Source organism: Microcoleus sp. PH2017_12_PCY_D_A, from assembly GCF_020738565.1.
Lineage (GTDB): Bacteria > Cyanobacteriota > Cyanobacteriia > Cyanobacteriales > Microcoleaceae > Microcoleus.
Genome location: NZ_JAEQCI010000018.1, coordinates 18,008 through 30,084, shown reverse-complemented (window position 1 = coordinate 30,084; position 12,077 = coordinate 18,008). Strand labels below are relative to the sequence as shown.

Annotated in this window: 11 protein-coding genes; 2 read left to right on the top strand and 9 right to left on the bottom strand. The window is 43.5% G+C overall.

The features are described from left to right. Positions 1-918 carry an NAD(+) kinase gene (locus tag JGK39_RS03870; RefSeq protein ID WP_293255713.1) on the top strand — a complete coding sequence of 306 codons (918 nt, stop codon included), beginning with the start codon at positions 1-3 and terminating at the stop codon, positions 916-918. Between the two features lie 615 nt (positions 919-1,533). On the opposite strand, the gene JGK39_RS03865 is transcribed toward JGK39_RS03870, so the two are convergent. The 9 genes from JGK39_RS03865 to era all read right to left on the bottom strand — a co-directional run bounded on the left by JGK39_RS03865 (position 1,534) and on the right by era (position 10,801). Then, positions 1,534-2,475 carry a Fic family protein gene (locus JGK39_RS03865; RefSeq protein WP_293295524.1) on the bottom strand — a complete coding sequence of 314 codons (942 nt, stop codon included), beginning with the start codon at positions 2,473-2,475 and terminating at the stop codon, positions 1,534-1,536. A 411-nt stretch (positions 2,476-2,886) separates the two neighbouring features. Beyond that, on the bottom strand, positions 2,887-3,870 hold the full coding sequence (locus JGK39_RS03860) for a hypothetical protein (protein ID WP_293218274.1): 984 nt from the start codon (positions 3,868-3,870) through the stop codon (positions 2,887-2,889). 27 nt (positions 3,871-3,897) lie between these two features. Beyond that, the gene (locus JGK39_RS03855; RefSeq protein WP_293295526.1) at positions 3,898-4,617 is read right to left on the bottom strand and encodes a hypothetical protein; all 720 of its coding nucleotides are present in this window, start codon (positions 4,615-4,617) and stop codon (positions 3,898-3,900) included. Positions 4,618-4,883: 266 nt separating this feature from the next. Beyond that, on the bottom strand, positions 4,884-6,245 hold the full coding sequence (locus JGK39_RS03850; protein WP_293295528.1) for a folylpolyglutamate synthase/dihydrofolate synthase family protein: 1,362 nt from the start codon (positions 6,243-6,245) through the stop codon (positions 4,884-4,886). Between the two features lie 477 nt (positions 6,246-6,722). Then, entirely contained in the window at positions 6,723-8,273 is a 1,551-nt protein-coding gene (locus JGK39_RS03845; protein WP_293295530.1) for an AAA family ATPase, read from the bottom strand. A 324-nt stretch (positions 8,274-8,597) separates the two neighbouring features. Beyond that, positions 8,598-8,969: a PIN domain-containing protein gene (locus JGK39_RS03840; protein WP_293322000.1), complete on the bottom strand. Its 372-nt coding sequence runs from the start codon at positions 8,967-8,969 to the stop codon at positions 8,598-8,600. After that, positions 8,926-9,192, bottom strand: coding sequence for a hypothetical protein (locus tag JGK39_RS33540; RefSeq protein WP_366515968.1), 267 nt, complete (start codon positions 9,190-9,192; stop codon positions 8,926-8,928). The genes JGK39_RS03840 and JGK39_RS33540 overlap by 44 nt, the downstream gene beginning before the upstream one ends. 392 nt (positions 9,193-9,584) lie before the next feature. Beyond that, entirely contained in the window at positions 9,585-9,815 is a 231-nt protein-coding gene (locus JGK39_RS03835) for a DUF433 domain-containing protein (protein WP_293255701.1), read from the bottom strand. Between the two features lie 74 nt (positions 9,816-9,889). Next, positions 9,890-10,801, bottom strand: a complete 912-nt coding sequence (gene era, locus JGK39_RS03830) for a GTPase Era (protein WP_293255740.1) — start codon at positions 10,799-10,801, stop codon at positions 9,890-9,892. Between the two features lie 508 nt (positions 10,802-11,309). On the opposite strand from era, the gene JGK39_RS03825 reads away from it, so the two are divergent. Beyond that, positions 11,310-11,729 carry a hypothetical protein gene (locus JGK39_RS03825; RefSeq protein WP_293255698.1) on the top strand — a complete coding sequence of 140 codons (420 nt, stop codon included), beginning with the start codon at positions 11,310-11,312 and terminating at the stop codon, positions 11,727-11,729. Positions 11,730-12,077: the final 348 nt, after the last annotated feature.

The window sequence follows — 12,077 nt, the reverse complement described above, 5'->3', positions numbered from 1 at the left end:
GTGCCGAAAGCTGGGATTATATACAACGACGTTAAACCAGTCTCTTGTCGCATCGCCGAAGAGTTGAAAGACAAGCTGACTGCCCGCGGCTGGGAGGTCTGTGCGGTTTCCGGTGCCGGGGGAATTTTGGGCTATTCTAGTCCCGATCGCCCGATGTGCCACACTCCGATCGACCAACTCGTCCCCCCCGGTTTTGACAGCGACATGGAGTTTGCAGTGGTTTTGGGCGGCGACGGTACGGTGCTGTCGGCATTTCGCCAAGTCGCCCCCATCGGAGTGCCACTGCTGACTGTCAATACCGGTCATATGGGCTTTTTGACAGAAACTTACCTAAACTTGCTCCCGCAAGCTTTGGAAAAGGCGATCGCCGGAGAATACGAAATAGAAGAAAGATCGATGTTGGCCGTGCGGCTGTTTCGAGAAAACGACTGCCTTTGGGAAGCCCTTTGTCTCAATGAAATGGTGCTGCACCGCGAACCGTTGACTTGTATGTGCCATTTTGAAGTGGCGATCGGCCAGCACGCCTCTGTGGACATTGCCGCAGATGGGGTAATTATCTCGACTCCGACAGGATCGACGGCTTACGCCCTTTCCGCCGGCGGCCCTGTAATTATTCCGGGAGTGCCGGTGCTGCAATTGCTACCCATTTGCCCGCATTCAATGGCTTCGCGGGCTTTGGTGTTTTCTAACACCGAACCGGTCAAAATTTTACCTGCCAGTCCGAACCGCCTGGTAATGGTGGTAGATGGGAACGGCGGATGTTATGTTTTGCCGGAGGATTGGGTGCAAATTGAGCGATCGCCCTACCCAGCCCGCTTTGTTCGGGTGCAGCGTTTTGAATATTTCCACATTTTGCGGGAAAAACTCGGCTGGGGACTGCCGCACATTGCTAAACCCACTTCGGTTGAATTGCCTTGAAGTCGGTTTGTAGTGAGGACTTTAGTCCGCAGATGTTTATTTTCAGGACGATCAGTCTTTACTGCGAACCTCAAAGGACTCAAGTCCTTACTACGAACCTTAAAAGACCCAAGTCCTTACGCGGAAATGAGAATCTGCGCCGGAATCCTTAACTCTCGATCGAGATTCCGAACCATCTCCAAGGTAACTCTATTCCGTCCGCTCCACTGTGTTGTTAGCTGGCTGGCTACTGCGCGATGCTTCTAATTTCTGCCGAATTGCTACCTGAATTTTTGCGTCAAAATCGCGATCGCTCGGGCTTGTAACGATCAATTTCGGACGCTGACTGAACCTGTCTAAATATGCCTGACAAGCAGCTCGATAGGGCGCGATTTTCCAGAAAGTACCGTCTCAATTCGGCATCGCTCATAGCCTCAAAATTCACTTAGCTCATCAGAATACCTCCCCATTCGGTACAATTTCAAACTCAAGGTCTTCACCATATCCAGCTAGAACCTATACATTTCGAGTACGGCGATCGACACAAACCAGATGAATCGGTTGCAACATGATGAACGTTAACTGATAGCTGACGCGATATAAACTCTCTAACTTGTTTAACATCCTACCCATTACCTATTCCCCATTCCCTAAACCACCGCTACGATCGAGAAAATCAGTAATCTCCTGATAAAAAGCCTGTCCCTTTCCCCTGCTGCTACTTGCAGTCACCAACAATCTTAAAACTTCCACAAGCGAACTAATCGTAGCATCAAAAATCAATGCAAAAAGCTGGCTTAAATCATCTTGGTTTTGTTGCCCGTAGGCTAAAGCATTAATATAATCATTGCGGATTTGGTTATCAATCACCACGATAGGATAGCCTGCACGGATTAAGAGTAAATTCATTAATAATCTAGCGCTTCGACCATTCCCATCGCGAAAAGGATGGATAGAAACAAAACGATAATGAGCCATAGTCGCATATTCGACTGGATGGAGATTTAAGGCCGATTCTGAGTTGAGCCAGATCGCAAAATCTTTCATTAATTGAGATAGTAAATAATGGGGAGGATAACGATAATTAGTTCCTGCCGCCATTACATCTAGAGTCCGATAACTACCCGCTTCGTCAGAGTTAATTTTGCGAAGAATTAGATTGTGAATTTGCTTAATTTCCCATTCATTAATCTCCGTATCCCTTTGGGCTAAATTTTCAATATAATCGATCGCCTCCTTATGTCCAATAACTTCTAAATGTTCGTCAAGGGTTTTGCCCCCCACAGTAATGCCCTTCGTTAAAACTAATTCCGTTTCACTTTGGGTTAAAGTATTACCCTCAATGGCATTTGAGTTATAAGTAAAGCGAACATCATAGAGCTTTTTGAGTTCGGCGACGAGCGTGGAATCGAACGGTCTAAACCCATCTAGCCAAGCTTTTAGTTTATCGATTCGTTCTAATTTAAGCCGATAATTCATCATTAAATAGTTGTCGATCGAAGAGGTTAATGAAAATTCCTTTTGTTTACCTAAAATAATTACCTTTTGAATGAATTTATCGTATAGTTGAGTCTCCATCTTTGAAAATACTCCCCCATTCCCTAAAACGGCATCTCAATCCCCAACTTCTCACAAAATCCCCGAATCACTCGATCGTTCTTCTCCATTGTGCGATCCTACCAATTTTCTGTAGGTCAAACTCTCGATCGAGCTTCCGAATCATCTTCAAAGTCAGGCAACGTTTGCGAGATAACGTTCCCAAATTGAGTGGTGGTAGCTATCTCAGGACTCAGCACAGCGACTCTCGTCCGTCCGCTGCACTAGGTTTGTTCTACGGCTGCTAGCCACCGAATAGACTATTGTAAGTAGGTTTGGGTTGAAATACTGAGTTATATTTCAAAATTCAAATTAGCCTATAATGCTTATCTAATAAGGTTTATGAGGGTTTTGCAAAACCTGACTTAGTTACGTTTAACTACCCCAACCTACTTAGGAGTATGAATTTCTAATATAAAGCAAGACTTCTCGGTACAAACTTTCTACATATGATTCTTGCACCGCACCTTGATACGCATAGTTATCTAATCCAGGTGCGCTATTAACCTCAATAACAGTATACTGACCATCATTTTGCTGCGTGATATCATTTGTGATTATATCAATGCCGCATAAAGTTAAATTCATATCTCTTGCAATCAGCAACGCTAATTTTACAAAAGAAGGATGTATTTCATCTGTGAGTTCAATAGTTTCCCCTCCAGCCGACAAGTTTGAAATATCTTGCAAGATAACTGTTTCATTAAGACCAGGTATGCTCTCTAGCGAAAGACCTTGCTGAAGGATTTTATGAGCAAGGCGTGTATCAGTATCTATCAATTTAGTGTCTCTACCAGACTGTACGAATAATCGTTGTTTCTTACAAATTAATTCAGATATAGAAGAATCTCCATCACCTATAACATGGAAAGGAACTCTTTGATAAGCAGATAGCACTCTCCTATCTAAAACTACTATTCTGTAGTCATTCCCAGAATAAAACTTCTGAATCTGAGCCGTGTCACAGTACGTGAAAATTTCTGACAAAAAGCTAAAATATTCCGATTCGTCGTTAACTTTAAAAACAAAGCTGCCCTGTGACATATTATTTGGCTTAAGAATCACGGGAAAGCCAATTCGTCTTGAGTAGTCTAATCCTTCTTGAAGAGTATCATTAGATTGAGTTCGAGCACATTTCTCGTCACTATATACCATAGTAAATTCGGGTACTTGATATCCGAATTTCTCAAGAAAAAAAGATGTCGCAGCTTTGTTTTTTGCAAGTGAAGTTGAGGCACTCAAGTTGAGATTAAAATTAACATCCTTGATGTAATACTTCTTCCCACTATCGAATAGGATAACTCCGTACATTGCTCTTGTTGGTTCAATCAGAATTTTCATTCCTATTTTTTGAGCAACGGTTAATAGGACAGGCATTAGTAGTTGCTTTCGCATATTTTTACCTTAACTAAGCATACTTTCAATAGCTTCTTTATAAATATCTTTAGCTATCTGATAGTTGCTGTCATTCAATTGGGAAAAATATTCCATCATCACACCGCTATTGATCTCTAAAACCAAGTATTGATTTTTAGTTTCTATTATATCTATTGACGCGAAGTGAATATTTACAACTTTAGCTGCGCGCAATGCTAAATCACTTAATCGTCCAACAAGTTCTTTATCTTGAACAATTTCCGGGTTTGCTCCTTGTCCAAGATTATGTTTCCAATGCAAGTAATACTTCTTGCCAGAATTAAAGATTTTAGAATAATCTTCATCAGGAATATTAAAACTAACTGGACAATCTATGTTTTCTTTCAGGTAAGCAACCAAGAGCTGGCGTAAAGTAGATACTCCATCGCCTAATAAATAAGGAATGTTTTTCCGATAGACTAATTTAACTTTCCCATCTAGCACCACAACCCGAAACTCATTCTCTATTTCGTAAAACGGACACACTGCCATCGATCTTGAGCGATTGTATATTTTGTATTCGGCATTCTCAAGCTCAAATTGATTTGAAACAAGGTAGACACCATTACCACCTGTTCCCTCATTTGATTTACATACGAGTTTTTTATGCCGATTAAGCAACTCGCATAATTTTGACCAATTACCAGAAACACCAACATACTTTATGTTTACTGGTGACATAAAAAAGGTATGTTCTACGACAGGCACTTGACTCAATTGTAATAAATCACTCGCACTACACTTGTCAGAGCAAATTAGATGCGATGTAGATGAATTTTTCTCGAACTGATAGCCAAAAATGTGTACTGCTGTGCTATCTCTCGATAAACGAAATATCCAGTCGTATGAAAAAGATTCATAAGATATGTTATTTTATAGACAGACTTCTTTAATTATTTTAACAATTGATCTTTGTGAATTTTGCATGATTGATTCGATAGTTCTAATAAATCTTGGATATATTTTCTAATCTGTTATTCCTCTGCTCTCATGAGCAAAGATTCTGATGGATGCCAATACTCACGCACATCACCAGCGAGATAAAGAGAACCAGTAATCCATACTAGATCATTCTCTGCCGCTCTAGATAAACCCTCTCGAACCGCACTAATTGGATCGCGCACTATGAAGCATGGCACAGATGGGGCAACGCTGTTAATAACCTTCTTCAATTCTTCAGGTGGACATGGCTCCCACAATCCTTTAATCTTAAACGCTGTCAATATGAAGCATTTCACATTATCTACGAGATAAGGCAATATATCTTCAAGAAGCTTTCCCTCTTTGAAAGAAATGATTATAACTCTTTCTTTACCTCCAAATAATTTGTTAACTGAATGTGAAGCAGATCTCATCTTGTCGGGATTATGCGCACCATCAAGTATTACAACTGGCTGGGTTTGTAATATTTCCATTCGACCTGGGATTATGACATTAGCTAACCCTTCCCTGACAGCAAAATCAGATAAGCTACCTTGTGAAAATAAATAAGCTGCTGCGACAGCGCAAGCTGCGTTAGAGAACTGAAACTCTCCGAGAAGTTTGGTTAGCGATAAATTATCGTAAACTCTCTCTGGAAGATTTACACTTAAAGACCCCGAATTAACAGTAAATGAGAAGTCTTCCTCTAATTGCCATAATTGAGGACCGCTCTTTTCGCAACGTTGTGCAACAATCTCTCTTGTCGTTCTTTGAGAGAATCCACACACCACATTCTGAAGATCTTTGATAATGCCTGCCTTCTCTTCAGCGATTTCTTCTACAGTACCTCCCAATATTTCGGTGTGATCTAATCCAACACTTGTAAGTACCGATAATTTTGAGGACAAGACGTTTGTGGCATCAAGTCTTCCCCCTAAACCAACTTCGATAATTGCGACATCAACTTTTTGCTCTTCAAATAAGCAGAATGCCAAAGCTACTTGTGCTTCAAAATAGCTAGGCTGACCAAAGGGGTTTTCCTGAGCAACTTTCGCTATAGCCGATTTCACTCGTTCAAATATCTCGACAAGCTTTGTGGTCGCAACTGTTTTACAGTTAATCTGATACACCTCGTTAAATATCTGCAAGTGAGGGGATAAATAAAGCCCTGTTTTATAGCCCTGTGTGGTTAAGATTGACGCAATTAACGTAGAAGTAGATCCCTTGCCTGATGTACCTCCAACATGAATAGATAGAAAAGAGTTATGCGGATTTCCCAAGACTTCCAGTAGATGAGTGATTCGCTCTAGCTTCATATTCACATCTTTGTTGAACCGTTCTTGTGGAATTAGTTTGATAAAATCATTTTCCAAAGAATTATATAGATTTAGAATACGCTCCTTAGATTCAACCATTTCTCACCTCAAGTCATGGGCTGGAATTTGCCTGTTTTACACATATAACGCAAGTATTGCACATATATAGCAGCAATCCTAAATCATTTGTGAATTTCTTACTCCCTCCCCTTGGTAAGGGGAGGGTTGGGGTGGGGTAAAAATTTTACGACTCATTTAGGATTGCTATATCATCACACCTTTTTTGTTGCATAATGACTTTTTTTACTTTGTCGCATTCAAGCCGTAGAACTTATAATTGTATCGCAGTTGCGGTACAATACTGGATATAGTCGAATAATATCGCAGCTCGATGATGTATGTCAACCCCTTCTTACTCCCCATCTGAATCTCCTTTCCTCGATCGAGTTCGCCGCACGATTCGACTCAATCACTTAAGCCATCACACTGAAAAAAGTTATCTATATTAGATTTGAGATGAGAGTCGATCGCACACTCTCGGCGATCGCCAAAATCGACACATCGATCGCAACTGCTTCACGCTCGAATCACTGTAATTAACCGACCCATCGGGCTAGTCTGAATTTCAGTTTTCAGCCGTTCTTCTAACTCCGGTGCATTATCTCTGCGATCGAATATCACCAACCACCCCTCATCTTGCCCCAATCGAGCCAAATATCCATCCAACTGTTCCAACCCTTTACTCAGCGGATCGACTTTCCGAGTCCGCCAAACCTTCAGTTCAATTCCCAATGTTACCTCACCATAACGCAGGCATAAATCCATTCTGTCGCGCCCGATCGCATATTCTCTCTCCAACGTTCCGCCACCATTAATCACCCGATGCAGAAACGCCATCAGCACTAAATGCGGCGCAATTTCGGGGTAAGACGCACTTTTGAGTAACGGTTCGCCATGTTGCAACCAAAAGTCTAAAAAAGTTTTCAGTAAAGCCTGAGTATCTAATTTACCTTCTGATGTCAACCAACTCGGTGCAATTTGGGGCAGAGAGGCCATTGGAGTTACGGTGAGCACGCGGGGCAAAACTTCGCGATAAATTGGATTGGCGATCGTCAATCCACCCTGAACATCCATCTTACACAAACCCAAATCGATTAAAAACTGAATATCATCATTGGGAATATTGCCCAGTTCCAAACCTGCCAACATCGGCTCGATAATGGCTTTGACTCGGTTTTCTCGCAGTCGTTCTGCCAAACTATCTAAATGCGTATCTTGTCGTTTTATGAGAATTTCTTTGGCTTCTAAAATATGTTGTGGTGTAATTTCTATAGATTCATCTGTCACTAATTCTTCTACGATTTCCTTAGCTAAAGCATTCACCAACCAAGGTTGTCCCTGAGTCAGTTCAAAAGCTAAGGCTACGGCTTCAGGTGTAAAAATTTGTCCGGTATCTTGGGTATGTTGCGCGTAGAGTTCCGCGACTTCTGACGCATTAAAATCTCTGAGAGTAATCGATCGCACTTTAATATTAAACGGACTGGATGTATTTAGGCGATCGCTACCACCCGCAGCCACTTTGTAATCGCGAACATCCCGCAAACCGATTAAGCCCACCGATTGCGGAAACGCTTTCGGGCGAGAGGGATAACCATTGCGTAACTGACGCAAAACAGACAGCAATACTTCATTTTGGAGCGAATCAATTTCATCGATGAAGATTGCTAAAGGGCGAGGTGAAGTTTGTGCCCATTGCCGCAATGTTTCTTCAATTCCTTGTCCCACCTCCATCTCTTGCTTGGCGGGTGGCTGGAGTTCCGGTGGCAAATAGACTCGCGCCTCACTGCGCCAAGAACTTAAGATGGCCGCTTGGGCTTGTTGTGGATTGTTATTAAAGGGCGAACCTAACTCCACTGAAACCACGATCGCAGTGTAGTCCCCGCTATCGGTGAGTTGTTTGGCTAGCGCCAGCATGGCAGTGGTTTTTCCCACTTGTCGGGGTGCGTGGATGACGAAATAGCTGCGTTGAGCAATTAATCGTTCTAAGCCCGGTAAGCGCACCGTGGGTGACAGTGCGTAATGAATGTCTTCTTGGCAAGGGCCAGCGGTATTGAACCAACGTGGCATAGGTCAACTGGGGCGAATGGGGCTGCTCTCAGTTTACTTTACTGTTGTCGAAATGGGATTCTGTGGTTGTTAAGCGGGGATTTGTTTTGACTCATTGGGATCGATGAGAATCTTCGTCGGTATCCTTAATTCTCGATCGAGATTCCAAATCATCTCCAAAGTCAGGCAGTGTTTACGAGATAACGTTCCCAATCAGCGGCGGCTAGTAAACGGGAGCATCCCCACCAGTGAGTCTCAACCGTCCGCTGCATTGGGGTTGTTGGACTGCGTTTGTGATAATTTGGCAATGCGATTTCCATCTACGCTTCCTCACCAACTATCCCCCTACTCTGCCGTCCCCAATTGCTGCAACGTCTCTTGAATGGATAAAACAGGTATAGGCGAACTCAAAAAACCTTTACTATCGCGGGTCAAAATGGCATCCAACCCTTGAGCAACTGCACCAAAAATTTGAACAGCATCTTCAAAATCAACCAAACCAGAGTTGAAAGCTGATTCCAAAACGGCTCGATCAATAGGACAAATGACCATAGCAGTCAGCGTTTCTGAAACCGCTTGCCGTGCTTGCTCAACGCTGCGAGTATGTTTGCGAGAAATGTAGAAAATATCCGTGAGCGTTGTCGCCGTTACATAACCAATGATTTGACCAGCCTCAATCGCTTGGAATAACAGTTCTGCATCTTGGAAAAATGGCAAGATACTTCTCCGTCCGTCGCGCTTCCAACATTGCTGCCACGTCCTCATCTGTCGGTGCGGGTTGGTCTGTCTTTAGCAAGCCTCGCATCCGCTGAATCGCACCAGAACGATCTGCCCTGGCAACTGGCCGATCTTGTAAGGACTCAATGATGGCGCTCACTAACGCAAGGCGATCGCTCCGTGGCAGTTTGAAGACCTGCTCCTTGACTTCTTGTAGCAACATAGACGGCTCCTAAGATTGAAGGTGTCTACCGTCTAGTTTGACATACTCACCGCCCTAAAAGTGCGGTGATTCCCAAACATCACTATTTGGGTTCCTGTTTCATAGCAACTGCCTCAACCTCCCGAAGGGTTTTCCGGTCTTACAGCTCCACAGGCTTTGGCTTTTGCCTCCCGCAAGCCCTGCGGTACATTAATTAGCATACACTAAAGTCCCCCTAAAAGGGGGAGGTTTCAGACCCATTTTTTTGATGAACGATTGCGTTCTCCTTGACCAGCTTGATTCCCTCCACGACAGCTTTGTAAGAGCCATCACACCACTAAGCACCCTAGAAGGTTGGCATACTTCCTGTAGGTTCGACAACTTGGGCGACAAGTTTTCATCAAACAGTAATTTCATGCGGATAAGCTCGCGGTCATAAACCGACGCTCGCGGTCAGCAGCATAAGCAATACAGGCTTTTAAATCTTCTCGCGTCAAATCGGGGAAATCATCTAGAATTTCTGCTTCGGTCATCTCGGAAGCTAGGTACTCAAGCACTTCATAAACCGTAATTCGCAAGCCGCGTACACAAGGCTTACCACCGCGTTTATTTGCTTCGATCGTGATGCGGTTTCGGTAGTTCATAAGGAACACTCGGTAAGTGAGAAACTCAGCGTCTTCAGATTTGAGAGGGAAACGACGTACCAACTGCCAAAGTTTTATTCTTCCACCCGATAGCCCAATTCGGCTAAACGGGTGCGGGACTGCCGCCATTTCGGCTGCACCTTGACAAATAACTCTAAATATACTTTGCCTTCAATTAGCTTTTGAATCTGTTCGCGGGCCGCGCTGCCGATCGACTTGAGCATACTGCCGCTTTTACCGATTAAAATACCTTTTTGGGAATCCCGTTCGACGTGAATCGTCGCCAGAATGCGGGTAATTTTCGCTTCTTCTTGAACGATGTCGATCGCAATTGCTACAGAATGCGGCACTTCTTCCCGAGTCAGCAGCAAAATCTGTTCTCGAATCAACTCGCCCATAATAAAGCGTTCCGGCTGGTCAGTCACCAAATCTGGCGGATAATAATAGGGCCCTTCCTCCAGATGTTCGATTAACAATTGTTGCAGCGGTTCCACACCCTCGCCCGTAAGAGCCGAGAATTTTACTACAGGCCACTGGGGATTCACAATTTGCTCGTAAGTGCGATCGATCAACACAGAATCCGACCGTTGTTCGTCCAACTTATTCATCCCCAAAATCACCGGAACTTGGCAATTGCTGAGAATTTCAATAATATATCGATCGCCCCCACCCGATTCTACCGAACCGTCCACCACAAACAGCACCACATCCACCGACTGAATCGCCGCGCGGGCATTCTGCACCAAAACCTTACCCAGTTGGTGGTGCGGCTTGTGAATTCCGGGAGTATCGACAAAAATAATTTGTGCTTGGGCAGTCGTCAGGATGCCCCGCAGCCTGTTGCGCGTCGTCTGAGACACCGGCGAAGTAATCGCAATTTTCTGCCCCACCAACTGATTCATCAGCGTTGATTTGCCGACATTCGGCCGCCCGATAATACCCACAAAGCCGGATTTGTATCCCGCAGGAGCCGCGGGAACACCCATGATTTCCGATAAGTCTATAATCTTGCTATCTTCCACTAAGTTCACCTATTTTCAAGCCCCTTCTCTGTCTATTGTCGCCTGAAAATACTCAAACGCCCATCGATGTACTTTAGCATCTTTCTCCCCGTGGTATAGCGCGCAACACTCTTTTGGGCGATCGAGCCGTCAACCAGTGTTAAAACGCGACAGGCGATCGACAAAACTTGATATCTGAGACAAAATTTGATAAAGTTTCAATGACATCGATCGAAAATGAATCATTCTGGCAAAACCGAGTCTCTCACGCTGTAACAACTTCAGATGTGTAAATGTCTCACTCAACTGAAACAATTCTACAGTTTGTCAGACCAACCAGTTTTTACATTTTTGAAGATATCTGGTAATAAATTAGATGGGTCAAAACTCAGATAAAAGTTCATTAGCCTCAGATTTCTTATAAATTAAAGCTAATGTTTTTTGCCCCTACCTAATTAGTGCTAACCGTCATAAAGTTGAGGAGATGAATCGGATGAAATCGAAATTATTTTGGAGTTGCTGCACCGTATTGGTAGCTAGCTTGCCTGTACCCGCCTTCGCTCAAACAGCCCCCCAAGCAGGTATTGACTACAAAGGCGGCTCAATGAAGTACCAAATGGTACCGGGCAAAATTCCTGAAAGAACCTTACCCAAAGCCTTTGACTTTCCAATTATTACCAATGTTGCTACTGACACTAGCATCACCACAGATCACTTAATTACCGAGCAGTTTCGCGCGCCAGCGACTCGTACAGAATACACCCGCGCTCTCACCACCTGGTCAGAATCAATCAGAGAATGTTTGGGTAAACAGCCTCGCTTGATCCGGGCTAGCACCAAAAACCCGATTCAAATCAATGGCAAAGTAGGCACGATTGTCAGGAATGCAAATAACCGTGCAGTTTGCAAATAAGCGAGTAAGTTTCGCTGTCTGAAGACAAAAACTAGAAAGTGTTTTTACACAAAAAGAGCAATAGAAAACTATTGCTCTTTTTGTTGGTAAAATGTCAATGAATTGGTTTGTAGTGAGGACTTCAGTCCTTCTTAATACCATTTTTCTAAAATCGTGCAACACTCTTCGACCCCCCCTAGCCCCCCCCCGCTGTATTGCGGGGGGGGACAAGAATACTGTTGCATTCTTTTTTTAAATTGGTATAATTTCTGAGGACTAAAGTCCTCACTACAAACGAGATAATGCAAAAACCTGGTTTTTCCCCAAAATATGCTGTGAAGCCCTAAGCCTATGGATTTTAACACTGTA

Coding starts and splice junctions, on each gene's coding strand:
- JGK39_RS03865 (WP_293295524.1), bottom strand. CDS start 2,475: ATGGAGACTCAACTATACGATAAATTCATTCAAAAGGTAATTATTTTA.
- JGK39_RS03860 (WP_293218274.1), bottom strand. CDS start 3,870: ATGCCTGTCCTATTAACCGTTGCTCAAAAAATAGGAATGAAAATTCTG.
- JGK39_RS03850 (WP_293295528.1), bottom strand. CDS start 6,245: ATGGTTGAATCTAAGGAGCGTATTCTAAATCTATATAATTCTTTGGAA.
- JGK39_RS03845 (WP_293295530.1), bottom strand. CDS start 8,273: ATGCCACGTTGGTTCAATACCGCTGGCCCTTGCCAAGAAGACATTCAT.
- JGK39_RS33540 (WP_366515968.1), bottom strand. CDS start 9,192: ATGTTGCTACAAGAAGTCAAGGAGCAGGTCTTCAAACTGCCACGGAGC.
- JGK39_RS03835 (WP_293255701.1), bottom strand. CDS start 9,815: ATGAACTACCGAAACCGCATCACGATCGAAGCAAATAAACGCGGTGGT.
- era (WP_293255740.1), bottom strand. CDS start 10,801: ATGGGTGTTCCCGCGGCTCCTGCGGGATACAAATCCGGCTTTGTGGGT.
- JGK39_RS03825 (WP_293255698.1), top strand. CDS start 11,310: ATGAAATCGAAATTATTTTGGAGTTGCTGCACCGTATTGGTAGCTAGC.